Source organism: Streptomyces sp. L-9-10, assembly GCF_004151105.1.
Classification (GTDB): domain Bacteria; phylum Actinomycetota; class Actinomycetes; order Streptomycetales; family Streptomycetaceae; genus Streptomyces.
This window is the reverse complement of record NZ_PHRF01000143.1, coordinates 1-14,496: the sequence shown is the minus strand read 5'-3', so window position 1 is coordinate 14,496 and position 14,496 is coordinate 1. Positions and strand designations below refer to the sequence as shown.

14 protein-coding genes are annotated in these 14,496 nt (G+C 71.3%); 6 read left to right on the top strand and 8 right to left on the bottom strand.

Annotation, left to right across the window (positions count from 1 at the left end):
* Window positions 1–107: 107 nt before the first annotated feature.
* The 6 genes from CU044_RS30265 to CU044_RS30245 form a co-directional block, all read right to left on the bottom strand.
* Entirely contained in the window at window positions 108–1,919 is a 1,812-nt protein-coding gene (locus tag CU044_RS30265; protein ID WP_240045942.1) for a pyridoxal-dependent decarboxylase, read from the bottom strand.
* 53 nt (window positions 1,920–1,972) lie between these two features.
* A complete protein-coding gene (locus CU044_RS30260; RefSeq protein WP_129771934.1) occupies window positions 1,973–3,400 on the bottom strand; it encodes a diaminobutyrate--2-oxoglutarate transaminase in 1,428 nt (475 codons plus the stop codon).
* Window positions 3,401–3,459: 59 nt separating this feature from the next.
* A complete protein-coding gene (locus CU044_RS30255) occupies window positions 3,460–3,651 on the bottom strand; it encodes a hypothetical protein (protein WP_129771933.1) in 192 nt (63 codons plus the stop codon).
* Between the two features lie 134 nt (window positions 3,652–3,785).
* Window positions 3,786–3,956, bottom strand: a complete 171-nt coding sequence (locus tag CU044_RS38850) for a hypothetical protein (protein WP_165372006.1) — start codon at window positions 3,954–3,956, stop codon at window positions 3,786–3,788.
* A 117-nt stretch (window positions 3,957–4,073) separates the two neighbouring features.
* On the bottom strand, window positions 4,074–5,138 hold the full coding sequence (locus CU044_RS30250; RefSeq protein WP_240045941.1) for a serine hydrolase: 1,065 nt from the start codon (window positions 5,136–5,138) through the stop codon (window positions 4,074–4,076).
* 162 nt (window positions 5,139–5,300) lie between these two features.
* Window positions 5,301–5,969 carry a GNAT family N-acetyltransferase gene (locus CU044_RS30245; protein ID WP_165372005.1) on the bottom strand — a complete coding sequence of 223 codons (669 nt, stop codon included), beginning with the start codon at window positions 5,967–5,969 and terminating at the stop codon, window positions 5,301–5,303.
* Window positions 5,970–6,211: 242 nt separating this feature from the next.
* On the opposite strand from CU044_RS30245, the gene CU044_RS30240 reads away from it, so the two are divergent.
* Complete coding sequence (locus tag CU044_RS30240) at window positions 6,212–6,700, top strand: DUF5994 family protein (protein ID WP_129771931.1); 489 nt, start codon at window positions 6,212–6,214, stop codon at window positions 6,698–6,700.
* 297 nt (window positions 6,701–6,997) lie between these two features.
* Here CU044_RS30240 and CU044_RS38845 read toward each other — a convergent pair whose 3' ends face one another.
* Complete coding sequence (locus CU044_RS38845) at window positions 6,998–7,144, bottom strand: DUF6126 family protein (protein WP_165372004.1); 147 nt, start codon at window positions 7,142–7,144, stop codon at window positions 6,998–7,000.
* 219 nt (window positions 7,145–7,363) lie between these two features.
* Between CU044_RS38845 and CU044_RS30235 the strand changes: the two genes are divergently transcribed.
* From CU044_RS30235 to CU044_RS30215, 5 genes are all read left to right on the top strand, one after another.
* Window positions 7,364–8,650 carry a serine hydrolase domain-containing protein gene (locus CU044_RS30235; protein WP_129771930.1) on the top strand — a complete coding sequence of 429 codons (1,287 nt, stop codon included), beginning with the start codon at window positions 7,364–7,366 and terminating at the stop codon, window positions 8,648–8,650.
* 244 nt (window positions 8,651–8,894) lie between these two features.
* Complete coding sequence (locus tag CU044_RS30230) at window positions 8,895–9,977, top strand: LLM class flavin-dependent oxidoreductase (RefSeq protein ID WP_129771929.1); 1,083 nt, start codon at window positions 8,895–8,897, stop codon at window positions 9,975–9,977.
* 2 nt (window positions 9,978–9,979) lie between these two features.
* Window positions 9,980–10,711 carry an FMN reductase gene (locus CU044_RS30225; RefSeq protein WP_129771928.1) on the top strand — a complete coding sequence of 244 codons (732 nt, stop codon included), beginning with the start codon at window positions 9,980–9,982 and terminating at the stop codon, window positions 10,709–10,711.
* Between the two features lie 59 nt (window positions 10,712–10,770).
* Complete coding sequence (locus tag CU044_RS30220) at window positions 10,771–11,211, top strand: universal stress protein (protein ID WP_129771927.1); 441 nt, start codon at window positions 10,771–10,773, stop codon at window positions 11,209–11,211.
* A gap of 311 nt (window positions 11,212–11,522) precedes the next feature.
* Window positions 11,523–13,400, top strand: coding sequence for an ABC transporter ATP-binding protein (locus tag CU044_RS30215; RefSeq protein ID WP_129771950.1), 1,878 nt, complete (start codon window positions 11,523–11,525; stop codon window positions 13,398–13,400).
* 19 nt (window positions 13,401–13,419) lie between these two features.
* Here the strand turns inward: CU044_RS30215 and CU044_RS30210 are convergent, their stop codons facing one another.
* The gene (locus CU044_RS30210; protein WP_129771926.1) at window positions 13,420–14,103 is read right to left on the bottom strand and encodes a TetR/AcrR family transcriptional regulator; all 684 of its coding nucleotides are present in this window, start codon (window positions 14,101–14,103) and stop codon (window positions 13,420–13,422) included.
* Window positions 14,104–14,496 lie beyond the last annotated feature (393 nt).

Genomic DNA, 14,496 nt, shown 5'->3' with positions numbered 1-14,496 from the left:
CGGGGTGTGGACGTCGCCGACGAGTCTGTCGAACCCGTCCACGCACGTCGGACAGTGGGCCGTGCGGGTGCGGGTGCGGGTGTGGGATGCGGCGGCCGTCCTTACGGTCATCGCGCCGCCTCCTCCGTGCGCCCCGCCGCCACGACGGTGTGCAGCAGCCGCTCCACCTCGGCGGCGGTGGTGTGCGGGTTGAGCAGGGTGAGCTTGAGACGTACGCGTCCGGGCCCCTCGCCGGGGAGTTCGGTACGGCCGACGACGGCGCTTCCCTCGCGCAGGAGCCTGCGCCGCAGGGCGGCGTTGACCCCGTCGCAGCGCGCGTCGTACTCCCGCCGAGCCTCCGCCGTATCCGCCGGAGCGTCTGCCGCATCTGACGGGCGCTCCGGCAGATAGCGGAACAGAAAGGCGGTCAGGACCGGTTCGGAGTGCAGTTCCAGCCGTGGATGGTCCGCGACCGCCCGCGCTCCCGCGACGGCCAGATCGCGGCACGCGTCGACGAGCCGTCCCAGCCCCTCCCTGCCCAGCGTCCGGAGGGTGACCGCGATCTTGAAGGCGTCGGCGCGGCGTGTCGTACGCAGGGAGAGCCCGAGCAGGCTCGGGTAACCGGCCTCCTCGTCGTCGGCCGGGTTGAGGTAGACGGCCCGGCGCGCGAGCGAGGCGTACGTCTCCGACCGCCGTACCAGGAAGACGCCCGCAGCGGCCGGCTGCCAGCCCAGCTTGTGCCAGTCGAGCGAGACGGAGTCGGCGAGGCCGAGACCGTCCAGGAGCGGCGCGAGCCGGTCGGAGAGCAGGGCGCCGCCCCCGTACGCGGCGTCCACGTGCAGCCAGGCACCGTGCTCGGCGGCGAGCGCCGCGCAGGCGCGCAGCGGGTCGACGGCGCCGGTGTCGGTGGTACCGGCGGTGGCGACGACCGCTACCGGCAGCTCTCCGCGCCCGGCGCAGCCGTCCAGTACGTCCGCCAACGCCTCCGTATCCATGCGCAGGTGATGGTCGACCGGGACGGGCAGCACCGCGTCCTCACCGAGCCCGAGCAGCGCGGCGGCGCGCTGTACGGAGAAGTGCGCGGCGGCGGACGCGAGGATACGGGGACGGGGCGCGTGGTCCGTTCCGGCGCCCGGCACCCCCGTCAGCTCGATCTGCCGGCCCGACGCCGCGCCGAGGACCCGGTCCCTGGCCAGCATCAGACCCATCAGATTGGACTCCGTACCACCGGAGGTGAGCACCCCGGCGGCCTGCTCGGGCTCGTACCCGACCAGCCCGGCCAACTCCTGGAGCAGCAGGGTCTCCAGAGCGGTGGCGGCGGGCGCCTGGTCCCAGGAGTCCTGGGACGGGTTGAGGGCCGAGACCGCGAGGTCGGCGGCTACGGCGACGGCGAGGGGCGGGCAGTGCAGATGGGCGGCGCAGGAGGCGTCCGCCGGGTCGGCGCTGCCGTGTGCGAGGAGTTCGGTGAGCCGGTCGAGCGCCTCGGCGCCGGTGATGGTGGCAGGACCGCCGAACACCTCGCTGACGGTGGCAGCGACCTCCCCCGGCCGGCCGGGCGCGATGGGCCCGCCGCGCCGCCGGGCGCCCCGGGCGAGGGCGTCCATGACCGTGTCCACGAGCGGCGCCAGCGCGTCGGCGCCGCCGGTCCCGCCGGACAGCGCGGTGAGGTGGGCGCTGCCCGGCCGGGGGGCGAGATCGGGGGCCGGATCCAGGGCCGGTTCTGGATCGCGGGACGGTGCCGGGGCCGGTTCCGGATCGCGGGACGGTGCCGGTGCCGGTGCCGGATCGCGGGACGGTGCCGGTGCCGGTGCCGGATCCAGGGCCGGTTCCGGTGACGCCTGAGCCACCAGGCCCGTGGCTGCCTCCGGCACGACAACCGCGACCGCCCGCGCCCCGGCGTCCGTCACCGCTCCCGTTCCCGCTCCCGTTCCCGCTTCCATCGCCGTCTCCATCCCCATCGCTGTTCCCGTTCCGCTTTCCGTTTCCGTCCTCATCAGCGCTGTCCCCGCTGCTGTTCCCGTCGCCGCCCCGACACTTCGGCGATCGCGTCCGCCAGCCGCTCCAGGACCGCTTCCGTCTGCTCGTCCGTGATGACGAGCGGCGGGAGAAGCCGGACGGTGGAGCCGTGGCGCCCGCCCAGTTCCACGATCAGCCCGCGCTCCAGGCAGGCCGCACGCACCCGCTCCGCCGTCTCCGGGGCGACCGGATGGGCGCCGCACGAGTCCAACTCCCCCTCCGGGTCGACGATCTCGACCCCGATCATCAGCCCACGGCCCCGGACGTCACCGATCACCGGCAGTTCGGAGCGCAGCCCCTCCAGCCGCGCGGTCATCCGGGCACCGACGACCGCCGCGCGCTCGGTCAGCCCCTCGACGGCCACATGGCGCAGTGTCGCCGCACCCGTGGCCATGGCCAGGGTGTTGCCACGGAACGTCCCGGTATGTGCGCCAGGCAGCCAGCCGTCGTAGTCCTGGTCGTACACGATGACGGCCAGCGGCAGACTCCCGCCGATCGCCTTCGACATGACCATCGCGTCCGGGACGATCCCGCTGTGCTCGACCGCCCAGAACGCGCCCGTACGCCCGACCCCCGTCTGCACCTCGTCCACGATCAGCGGGATCCGCCGCTCGCCGGTGATCCGTCGCATCTCCCGCAGCCAGCCGTCCGGCGCCGGCACCGCGCCGCCCTCGCCCTGCACCGCTTCGACGATCATGGCGGCGGGCGGTACGACACCGCCGGACGGATCGTCCAGCAGCCGTTCCGTGAACGTGGCGGCCAGTTCGGCGCCGCGCTCGCCGCCGACCCCGAACGGGCAGCGGTACGGGTACGGATACGGCAGCCGGGTCACCTCGGCCCCGCCGCCCGCGACCCGCTCCCTGACCGCGACACTGCCGGTCGCCGACAGCGCGCCCGCGGTCATGCCGTGGTACGCGCCGGTGAACGCGAGCACCCCGCGCCGGCCGGTCGCGGTCTGCATCAGCTTCAGCGCCGCCTCGACGGCGTCCGTACCGGCGGGCCCGCAGAAGTGGATCCTGGCGCGGTCCGCGAAGGCTTTCGGCAGGGTGGCGAAGAGCGCGTCGGTGAAGTCGTCCTTCTCCGGGGTCGCCAGGTCGAGGACGTGCAGCGGCGCCCCGCTCTCCACCGTGCGCTGGATGGCCTCCAGGACGACGGGATGGTTGTGGCCGAGCGCGAGGGTCCCCGCGCCGGACAGGCAGTCGAGATAACGGCGGCCGTCCGTCCCCTCGATCGTCATGCCCTTGGCGCGGGCCGGGACGATCGGGAACGAACGGGCGTAGGTGCGGGCCGAGGACTCCCTGGCGCGCTGACGCCGCAGGATGCCATCGGCGGTGGCGGTGGCGGTGCCGTCGGCGGTGGTGGCGGGCCGCCCGCTCGTGGGCAGGGTGATGGGGGGCACGGTCATGACACGGCTCCGGAGTGTGGGAAAGAAAGACAGAGTCGGAGTGCACAGAGTCGGAGTGCTCAGAGCGGAGGGCGCCCGGCGACGGGATGGCCGAGGAAGGAGTGCACGGCGAACTCCCATCCGTAGGAGTCCGCGTAAGAGAAAACGATCAAGTCGCCCGCGCGTACCCGGTCGATCAGGACATCGCGCGGAAGTGTGTCCTCGGGGGTACGCGGTTCACCGGCGGCGGAGGGGGATAACTGGACGGGCACGGCCTGCTCTACCTCGGGATGGGGGGTGGGGGATGGTGGTGCGGGGCGGTCGTGCGGGGCGGAAATGGTCGGGGCACATGCCAACCAGCTTGCTGCGTACGGGAATGCGCCGGCTCCAGGATGCCGATACGCCGTCAGGCGGCGCCGAGCGGGCGCACGGTCGTCACATGCGGGAGCCGCCCGGGATCGCTCATCACGGGATACGGTTTCATCCGCCCGACGGGTTCGAACCCGTATATGACGTGGGTGACGTACGCGGCGTAGACGGAGAGCGCGGCCCCGTTGTCGTCGTTCGCTGACGGCATGGTCCCCCCAGATCGGACTGAACTGTCGAGCACGACGACAGACCCGGCAAAGGCAAAGACTTAGGCGAGCCTAACCTAATGACTTCCCGTGGGCGTGCAAGTTGGCCCTGACGCCCGCTACGTGGCGTCCCCGGTGGTCCCATCGTCCCCGGCGTCCCCGGTGGCGTCCCTGGCGTCCTCGGCGGCCGATACCGCCACCGCCGTCTTCGCCGCCCTCTCCACCAGCGAGATCCCGGCCTCCTTGCTGACGCTGCCGCTCGACAGCACCGCCACCAGATAGCCGTGCCCGTCCGCCACGATCCGGCCGATGCTGTTGATGTCCCACAGCCCGGTCGCGCTCCGCGCCAGCCAGCCGTTCTTCAGCCCCGTCGCCACCCCGGCGGCCGACACCCCCCAGTCCTGGCCCGCCGATATCCCGCCCATCAGGCCCTGGATGTACGTCCGTGAGCCCGAGCCCAGCGGGGAACCGGAGCCGATGCCGAACACGGCGGAGAGAAGAGCGATCTGGTCCGCCGCCGTCGACTGCGTCAGCCCCCACAGGGGCCCGCTGCCGCCGGTCGTCGAGGTCAGACCGAGCCGCTCGTTCGCCGCGTCCAGACCGTCCGCGCCGCCGATCGCCTGCCACAGGGCGTCGGCCGAGGCGTTGTCGCTCACCTGGATCATCGAGGTCGCGTACGACTTCTCCTGTGTGGTGAGCACCCGGCCCTGGTCCTGCGCCTTCAGCAGCAGGGCCGCCAGGATGTCGACCTTCACGATGCTGGCCGTGTCGTACGTCTTCGTCCCGGACCGTACGCCGTAGTCCGCGCCGTCCCCGTCCTCCACGTCGAGGACCGCCACGGAGAGAGAGGCCGTCGTGGCCTTCAGGATCGGGGCGAGCCGCTCGGAGAGCGCCTGATCAGGATCGGCGGAGGGTGAAGCGGTGGGGGGAGACGAGGAGGAGGGAGGCGAGGCGGAAGGAGACGGAGCGGCCGGGGCGCCGGGCGTCGCCGACCAGCCCGGATCACCGGACCGCGTCGTGGCGTTCGAGCCGCCGTTGGACAGCGGCGGGAGGTCCATGGCCACCCAGACGGTCAGGAGTACGACAACGGCCGCGGCCGCGAGCACGGGGTACGCGGCCCGGCGGCTCCATAGGGAACCGCGGGCTTTCCGCGGGAATCGGTGGCGGGACATGTGGCGGGGCATGGCGTGAGGCTAGAAAGCCCGGCTGTGTCCAGAATGTGTCCCGCGTTAAACCTCGATGACAATTCGGCTCGGGCATGGACAATCCGGCCCGGTCACGTCGGCATGGTCGCGTCGGCTCCGTCGCGTCGGCTCCGTCGCGTCGGCCCTGTCGCGTCGGCCCCGTCACGAGGTGAGCATGCGGCTCCAGATGTCCGTGGCCGTACCGGAACCGACGACGGGTACGGCGGTGAACGGTACGGCCGGCGCCGCCCCGTCCAGGGCCCCGTCCAAGGCGCCGCGCACGACTCCGTCCGCGCCCCCGCCCAGGGCCCCGTCCGACGAGGCGACCGGCGGCGCGACCGCGCCGACCTTCGTCCAGCCCCAGGACCGGAGCGCCCCCACGGCGGCCTCGTTCGCCGGGTCGACCCGCGCGGCCACCAGCGCCGCGTCCGTCCGGATCAGCAGCTGCTCGACCAGCCGCGTGGCCACCCCGTCCCGCCGGTGCGCGGGCAGGACCATCAGCCCGGCGAGGGCGAAGACCTGTCCCGACACGGTCAGTTCCTCGATGTCCCAGTCCCACGGCACCTCGCCGCTCAGCGCGCGCCACCACTCCCCGGCCCGGTCCAGGACGAAGCCGTACGCGTACGCCGCCGGCTTGTTGCCCCCACTGGCCACGACCATGTCGAACCCGGGCCGCTGCACATCCTCGGCGAAGGTCTCCAGGAACGCCTGCCGGTCGGGCGACTCCTCGCCGTGGACACGGCGGTACGCCTCGACATACACATCGGCGACGGCTTCCCGCTGCTGTTCGGCCTGCCACCGGCTCAGGCGCCGAATGAACACCTCTGCCACATGCACTCCCCCCGGCCGGTACGTCGGTGTCCATCGTCGCAGGGGGAGGACCACCACGGGAATACCTGGTCGCAAGGCGCTCCGCCCCGGGCGCCCCCTCTGTTGCACGGGCGCCCCGCACCCCCGCCGGAGTACGCTTGAGGTGCCGAGGGCATTCCGCGCACCCGTTCCCAAGACGGTGCCGTTCCCGGAGATCCACGACACCGGGCAGACGGCAACGCACCCGGAGGCGGGTCCACGTCATGAAGACGACCATTGATCTCAACACCTCGGGGACAGCAGAGCTCCCGGCACAACCGGGAGACCGCGCACAGCCCGCGCGGCTGACTCTGGCCCCGGGCGCTCACGGCGCGGGGGCGTTCGACGGGGTCTGGTGGCCCCGGTCCCGTGATCTCGCGCGGGAACTTCCCGCGCTGGCGGTCGCCATGGACCTGCCGTGGGGCCGGATCACGAACGTCCTGGTGAATCCCACTCATTGGGCGGCTGTACCGCGCAAGGTCCAACTGCCCGACCGCATGCTCCACGTGGGCTGGTTCGCGGAGCAGGATCCGCACAAGCTGATCCTGCGCTCCTATTCCACGGGGCGCTGGGATCTGCTGGTGATCCCGCCGGAGACGTCGCCGGCCATGGCGGCCCGCTTGATGGCGCGGGCCGTCGGTCCGGACAGTGTGCTGTCCGCGAGTGCGCTGATCGAGAGGGAGAGTGACAGAGAGGAGGCCGGGGCCTCATGAACAACTGGATCAGCGTGGTCGTGATCCTGGGCCTGATCGTCGTGGGCGTGATGGTGATCCACCTGGTGAACGGGCAGCACAGGAACCGCATCGCCACCTACAGCTTCGGCCGCTCCCTCTGGCAGCCCCCGAACGCGACCCGAACAGACTCCGCCGACTCCACCGCCCCAGGCGCACATGTCGCCGGCACGGACAGGGACACGGGCACGGACAGGGACAGGGCCACGGGCGCGGATACGGCCACGGCCAGGAGCGACAGGAACCACGGGAGCCACGGCCTTCAGCGGCTGAGCGGGCTCATTTCGGGGCGTGATCGCCGACGTAGAAAAGCAGCCAGATGAACCCGGCCAGGGCGTGCGTGGCGAAGACGTAGATGAAGACGCGCAGGGCTACCCCGCGCTCCTTCCACCGCTCCAGATCGCGGCCACTGTCATCTTCACCCACCGTCGCCCCCTCTCTCCAGCCCAGAGTAGGGGGACGGCAGGCAACGACGGGTCGCGCCGTGGGGGACAGCACGGGGCGACCCGTCGGCCGCGATCACTGCCGACTCTCCTCAAAACATGTCAATTCGGTCTGACGCGTCAACCTCGGTGTCCGAGGTGACGTCACTCCCCTCACCGGGGCACGACCTGCCCCGTGAGCCACTTCCGGGAGGCAGCACCGATGACGCATCACCGAGCCGCACGTACCGCCTTACTCGCCCTGGCGATAACCGCCTCGCTGGGGGCCGCCACCCTCACCCCCGCGTACGCGGCTCCGCCTGCCGCGCCCCTTGCGCCGTCCGCCGCGCCCCTCGCGCCGCTCTCCGCGTCCGCCGCGTCCGCCGCGCAGGAGCGGGCTCATGCGGCGACACAGGCCGCGCTGCGGCAGCTGGTGGAAGCGGGCGGCCTGCCCGGCGCGAGTGCCGAAGTCCGCGACGGCGACGGGAGATGGTTCGGTTCGGCGGGCCTCGCGGACACCGGCACGGGACGGAAACGCTCGGCCGGCGACCACTTCCGGGTGGCGAGCATCACCAAGACGTTCATCGCCACCGTCCTCCTCCAGCTGGAGGCGGAGGGCAGGCTGAGCCTCGACGACACGGTGGAGAAGTGGCTGCCGGGGCTGGTGCGGGGCAACGGCAACGACGGCAGCCGGATCACCCTGCGGCAACTGCTCAACCACACCAGCGGCCTCTTCAACCACACCGACGACCCCGAATTCGCCGCCAACTCCTCCGGCGCCGACTTCTTTGACCACCGGTACGACAACCACCGGCCCGAGGAGCTGGTGTCCCTCGCGATGACGTACCCGCCGAAGTACGGACCGGGCGAGGAGCCGTGGTACTCGAACACCAACTACGTCCTCGCCGGAATGGTCATCGAGAAGGCCACGGGCCGTTCGTACGCCCAGGAGACCACGCGCCGCATCATCGAGCCGCTGAAACTCCGCGAGACCTCGTTCCCCGGCGCCACGCCCCACATGCCGGCCCCGCACCCGGTCGGCTACTCCCGTTTCCACGACGAGTCCCCCGGCGCCGAGATCCATGACGCCACCGAGCAGAACATGTCCTGGCTGGGCGCGTCCGGCGATCTGATCTCGACCCTCGGCGACATCAACCGCTTCCACCGCGCCCTGATGCGAGGCGACCTGCTGCCCGCCGCCCAGCTGAGGGACATGCTCGACGCGGTACCGGCGAGCGACGGCTACCTGTACGGCCTCGGCGTCGAATCCGTCACCCTCACCTGCGGCGTCACGGTGATCGGCAAAACGGGCCGCACCAACGGCTCGCTGTCCGCGGTGGTCAGCGCGGAGGGCGGTACGCACCAGCTGACGTTCAACATCAACGGCGACTGGCTCCCGGACCCGTCGCTGTACACGAACGTCGTGGAGGCCGAGTTCTGCGGCCGGATCCCCGCGCCGCAGCCGAAGAACGCCCGGCCGCAGCCGCCCTCCCTCTTCCCGTACCGCTGAGGCCCCCTTCCGCTGAGGCCCCTTCCGTTGGGGTGCCCTCCCACCGGGGTTCCCTCCCTCCGAGGTGTGACTCCAGGTAGCCGAACCTGTCCAGAGTGTGCCGCGCGCCCGCGGAGACGTCTTCCGGCGCGCGGCACACGGCTGTGCGGGGGCGGAATAGAGGTCGGGGGTGTGCCGTTGTAGACTTCGGTTGAAGCTTCAACTAATACGACTACCGGCTTCGAGAGAGCGAGAGGTGAGCGCGATGCAGTTCGGAATCTTCTCCGTCGGCGATGTCACGTCCGACCCGACCACCGGACGTACCCCGACCGAGCACGAGCGGATCAAGGCGATGGTCGCCATCGCGCGGAAGGCCGAGGAGGTAGGGCTGGACGTCTTCGCCACTGGCGAGCACCACAACCCGCCCTTCGTCCCCTCGTCGCCCACCACCATGCTCGGCTACATCGCGGCCACCACCGAGCGGCTCATCCTCTCGACGTCCACCACGCTGATCACCACCAACGACCCGGTGAAGATCGCGGAGGACTTCGCGATGCTCCAGCACCTGGCCGACGGGCGCGTCGATCTGATGATGGGGCGCGGCAACACCGGGCCGGTCTATCCGTGGTTCGGTGAGGACATCCGCCAGGGCATCCCGCTCGCCATCGAGAAGTACGCCCTGCTCCACAAGCTGTGGCGCGAGGACGTCGTCGACTGGGAAGGCAAGTTCCGTACGCCGCTCCAGGGCTTCACCTCGACGCCCCGGCCGCTGGACGGCACCCCGCCGTTCGTCTGGCACGGCTCTATCCGCTCCCCCGAGATCGCCGAGCAGGCCGCCTACTACGGAGACGGATTCTTCGCGAACAACATCTTCTGGCCCAAGGAGCACTTCCAGAAGCTGATCCGTCTCTACCGGAAGCGGTACGCGCACTACGGGCACGGCACCCCGGAACAGGCCATCGTCGGTCTGGGCGGCCAGGCGTTCATCCGGAAGAACTCGCAGGACGCGGTACGGGAATTCCGTCCGTACTTCGACAACGCGCCGGTCTACGGGCACGGCCCCTCCCTGGAGGACTTCACGGAGCAGACGCCGCTGGTCGTGGGCAGCCCGCAGGAGGTCATCGAGAAGACGCTGGCGTTCCGTGACTCCTTCGGCGACTACCAGCGCCAGCTGTTCCTGATGGACCACGCGGGACTGCCGCTGAAGACCGTGCTCGAACAGCTGGACCTGCTGGGCGAGGAGGTCGTACCCGTCCTGCGCAAGGAGTTCGCGGCTGTGCGGCCGGCCGGGGTCCCGGACGGTCCTGTCCACCCGGCCGCCGTCACGTCGGTGGAGAAGGAGGTCTGACGATGGAGCGTACGAGCGGCATCACGCGTACGAGCGGTACCGGGCCGTTGCTGCGGCTCGTCGCCGTATCGGCGGGGCTGGGCAAGCCGTCCTCGACCAGGCTGCTGGCCGACCGGCTGGCGGAGGCGACCAGCCGTGAACTGGCCGACCGGGACCGGAAGGCCGAGATCGAGGTCGTCGAACTGCGCGATCTCGCCGTCGAGATCGCGAACCACCTGGTCACCGGCTTCCCGGCGCCCGCGCTGAGCGCGGCGCTCAAGGCGGTTACCGGGGCGGACGGGCTCATTGTCGTGAGCCCGGTCTTCGCCGGCTCGTACAGCGGACTGTTCAAGTCGTTCTTCGACCTGATCGAGCCGGACGCGCTCGCCGGGACGCCCGTACTGCTCGCCGCGACCGGCGGCACCGCGCGCCACTCGCTCATGGTGGAGCACGCGATGCGTCCGCTCTTCTCGTACCTGCACGCGCTCACCCTCCCGACGGCCGTCTTCGCGGCGACCGACGACTGGGGCGCGGGCGCCGACGCGTACGCGGGCGGGCTGCCGGCCCGGATCGACCGGGCCGGTGGCGAGTTCGCCGGGCTGCTGCGGGGGTTGACACCCGCGACGAACGGAGACGTGGGCGAGGGCGGCGACAGGGGCGAGGCGGCCGGGGGCGGCGAGGCGCGCGAGGTGGACGACGTGGACGACATGGACGACGTGGTGCCCTTCGAGCGCCTCCTCGCGAACCTTAAGTAGGTTTGCCCCACAGGGAAAAGCAGGACAACAGCGAAAAATCAATCAGCAGGAGGAACGCCATGAGCGGCACCATCGTGGTCGGCGTCGACGGCTCGGAGCCCTCACTGAAGGCGCTGCGCTGGGCCGTACGGCAGGCGAAGCTGACCGGTGACGAGGTGGGCGCGGTGATCGGCTGGGAGTATCCGGCCACCGGCTGGGCGGGCATGCTGCCGGGAACGCCGCCGGAGTTCGAACCGGAGCAGCTGGCCTGGCAGATCCTGGACGAGGCGCTGGACAGGACGCTGGAGGCGGATGTCGCGGCCGTGATCGAACGCCGCGTCGTCAGCGGTCCCGCCGCGCAGGTCCTGCTGGACAGCTCGGAGGGCGCCTCCCTCCTGGTCGTCGGAGACCGCGGGTACAGCGGCTTCAAGGCGGCCCTGCTCGGCTCGGTCAGCCTGCATGTCACGCAGCACGCGAAGTGCCCGGTGGTCGTGGTGCGGGGCGAGATCACCGAGGATTGACGAAACCCCCGCTCCCTCCGGGTGAGTACGGCGCGCGAGGTGCGGGTGTGCGCCGGGTGTGCCCCGTTCACGTCGGGTTCGCTGCCGTGACCGCCCTTCGGCCTGGGCATCGAACAGCCATGGCATTGCGACGGAGACCCCGTATCACCAGTGAGATCACTGGCAAGACCACCAGCAAGACCACCAGCAAGACCACCGGCAAGACGGCGGGCACCGCGAGCACGGCCGGCACGGCGGGCGCGGAGACCGAGGAGCGGGTGGAGTCGTCCGAGTCCGAGGAGACGCTGTTCGGCGGGCCGCTGCGGTACGACATGGGCTGGAACAAGCACGACGACGTCTTCCTCCAGCTCGGCTTACGGTCCATGGTCAGGCGGCTGCCGGGGCTGATCGGTACGACGGCCCGCCTGGCATGGGAGGCCGACAGGACCGCGCTGCGCCTGGTGACCTGCGCGGAGATCGGCCGGGGGGTCAGCCAGGCGGTCGGGCTGATCGCCGTGAACCGCGTCCTCGGGCATCTCCTGGGCGACGGCACCACCGCCGAGCGGCTCACCCACGCCGGCCCGGCGCTCGCCGTCGCCGGTGGGACGGCGTTGGCGGGCGCGGTGCTGCGGGCCCTGTCCACGGCCGGTACGGGGCAGCTGGAGCCGAAGGTCGAACGGGTCGCCACCGAGCGGTACTTGTCACATACCGCCAACGTCGAGCTGGAGGCGGTCGAGGACGACGAATTCCACAAGCTCCTCGACAGCGCCCAGTACGGCGCCAGTTCGGCCCGGCGGATGATGCAGTACTGCCAGAACGTACTCAACGCGCTGATGTCGCTGATCGCCGCGGCCGGTGTCCTCGCCGTCCTGCATCCCCTGCTGCTTCCGCTGCTCATCGCGATGACGCTGCCCAGCGCCTGGGCGGCCCTGACGATGGCGCGGCGCCGGTACATCTCGTTCCAGGCGTGGGTACAGCACTCACGGGCCGGGAGCCTGATCAGGCGTCTGCTGATCTCCACCGACGCGGCGCCGGAGATCCGGGTGCACAACGTCGGACCGTTCCTGCTGCATCACTTCCGCGAGATGTCACTGTCGCAGGAGGCGGAACAGCGCAGGCTCGCCCGGCTCGAAGCCCGTACGGGGCTGATCGCCGCCGGATGGACCGGGCTGGCGGCGGGCGCCGCGTACGCCACGCTCGGCGGGCTGCTGTGGACCGGCGCGATGGCGCTCTCCGTCGGCGGCACCGCCGTACTCGCCATCCGTACCGGCTCCTCCAGCCTGGAGAACCTGGTGCTCCAGGTGAACTCCCTGCACGAGGAGAGCCTGTTCGTCGGGGATCTGCACCGGCTGTGCGAGGAGGCCGTCGAGCGCGCGATACCGGTCGGCGGGCTTCCGCTGCCCGAAAAGCCGGAGCGGATCACCTTCGAGGACGTCGTCTTCACCTACCGGGGCAAGGACAACAAACGCGCGCTCGACGGCGCCAGCCTGACCATCCCCGCAGGCCGGATCGTCGCGCTGGTGGGGGAGAACGGCAGCGGCAAGTCCACGCTGGTCAAGCTGTTGTGCGGGCTCTACCAGCCGGACTCCGGCCGCATCCTGTGGGACGGGGTCGACGCGGCGGAGGCGGACCGGCGGGAACTCGTCTCGCGGGTCGCGGTGGTGGGCCAGGACTTCTACCGGTGGCCCTTCACCGCCACGGTGAACGTCAGCATCGGACGGCCCGACGTGCCGTTGAGCCGGGAGCGGCTGGACGAGGCCGTACGGTACGCGGGCGCCGAGGAGCTGATCGCCGAGCTGCCGCGCGGCTGGAAGACGCTGCTGGCCCGGGGGTACAAGGGCGGGCACCAGCTGTCCGGCGGGCAGTGGCAGCGGATCGGCCTCGGCCGCGCGCACTACCGCGCCGGCCAGATCCTCATCGTCGACGAGCCGACCTCGGCGCTCGACGCCAAGGCCGAGCAGCAGCTCTTCGAGCAGATCCGCAGCCTGGCGGACTCCGGCCAGACGATCATCCTGATCACGCACCGGCTCGGCTCGGTCCGGGCGGCCGACCTGATCCATGTCCTGGACAAGGGACGGGTCGTGGAGAGCGGCACCTTCACGGAACTGCTGTCGGACGAGGTCGAGGGCCCGAAGGTGTTCCGCGGCCTGTACCGGATCCAGGCGGCGCAGTACGCGGCCGACAGCCCGGCCTCGACTGTCCCGTCCTGATGCGGATTCAAGACACGGGCTAGCGGGCGCGGTGCGGACCCAAGTCGTGCAGGACACTGCCGAGTTCATCGAGGGTGAGGGGTGGTGCGGGAAGCGGTACGGCGGGTGGGGCGGGAGTCGCGCGCAGGCCGTCGAGGAGGAGGGCGAGATAGCGGCGCCAGGCGTCCGGGGCCGTGGTGGTCAGGGCGGGCACGGCGCGGCCGAGCGCGGCCAGGCTGAAGAGCAGGTCCTCGGTGGTGATGTCGCGTCGCATCGTGCCCTGCCGCTGGGCGCGCGCGAGGAGGAGGCCGACGGTCTCACGGTTCTCGGCATGGAGGGCTTCGAGCGAGGGCACGCCCCGAACGCCGGTGGTCATCAGGTCGTTGGCCCCGCGGTCGGCGGCCAGCCCCGCGAAGATCGACGACAGATACGTCGTGAGCCCGGCCCACGCGTCGTCACTCAGCCGCGCCTCCTCACCGGCGCGCTGGGTGTCACCGAGGGACTCGTGGAAGACGGCCTCGATGAGCGCGGCCCGGTCGGGGAAGTGCCGGTACAGAGTGGCGTTGCCGACGCCGGCGCGACGTGCGATCTCGTCCAGCGACGCGTCGAGCCCCTGCTCGGCGAACACATCCCGGGCGGAGGCGATCAGCAACTCCCGATTGCGCTGGGCGTCGCGCCGCAACGGCACCGATTTCGCCGCCGGTTTCCGCTCGCTGACTCCCATGACCACCCTTCCCAAGAAAGCGTGGAGCGCTCCCCGATTCAAATGCTACCGTGGAACCGGTAAACGGGGGAGGCTCCCCGGTTCGCTCGGGGGTGCGCTAGTTCATGGCGAGCCGGGGAGTTCCTTGCCGTGTGGGGTGGTGCGGCGCGGGCTCGGTGGGTGCGGCTGCGGACCGAGGGGTAGTCGGGCTCGCTCGGTGCGTGTGATGGCGGCCCCCGCCCGGCATCAAACCCCCCGGCCCACCCCGGTTACCCCTTGGCGTGGACCCGCACCCGAAGCCCACCCCACCCCACCCCACCCCACCCCACCCCGCCCACTCACAGGCGCTCCACTCACACGAACAGGAACGCCGCCGCCGTCGTCGCGCCCAGGGTCGCTCCGGCGATCGTCTGG

Bases quoted from the DNA above. Each gene is read 5' to 3' on its own strand.
- CU044_RS30265 (WP_240045942.1), bottom strand. From the start codon at position 1,919: ATGGAAGCGGGAACGGGAGCGGGAACGGGAGCGGTGACGGACGCCGGG.
- CU044_RS30260 (WP_129771934.1), bottom strand. From the start codon at position 3,400: ATGACCGTGCCCCCCATCACCCTGCCCACGAGCGGGCGGCCCGCCACC.
- CU044_RS38850 (WP_165372006.1), bottom strand. From the start codon at position 3,956: ATGCCGTCAGCGAACGACGACAACGGGGCCGCGCTCTCCGTCTACGCC.
- CU044_RS30250 (WP_240045941.1), bottom strand. From the start codon at position 5,138: ATGCCCCGCCACATGTCCCGCCACCGATTCCCGCGGAAAGCCCGCGGT.
- CU044_RS30240 (WP_129771931.1), top strand. From the start codon at position 6,212: ATGAAGACGACCATTGATCTCAACACCTCGGGGACAGCAGAGCTCCCG.
- CU044_RS30235 (WP_129771930.1), top strand. From the start codon at position 7,364: ATGACGCATCACCGAGCCGCACGTACCGCCTTACTCGCCCTGGCGATA.
- CU044_RS30230 (WP_129771929.1), top strand. From the start codon at position 8,895: ATGCAGTTCGGAATCTTCTCCGTCGGCGATGTCACGTCCGACCCGACC.
- CU044_RS30225 (WP_129771928.1), top strand. From the start codon at position 9,980: ATGGAGCGTACGAGCGGCATCACGCGTACGAGCGGTACCGGGCCGTTG.
- CU044_RS30220 (WP_129771927.1), top strand. From the start codon at position 10,771: ATGAGCGGCACCATCGTGGTCGGCGTCGACGGCTCGGAGCCCTCACTG.
- CU044_RS30215 (WP_129771950.1), top strand. From the start codon at position 11,523: ATGGGCTGGAACAAGCACGACGACGTCTTCCTCCAGCTCGGCTTACGG.
- CU044_RS30210 (WP_129771926.1), bottom strand. From the start codon at position 14,103: ATGGGAGTCAGCGAGCGGAAACCGGCGGCGAAATCGGTGCCGTTGCGG.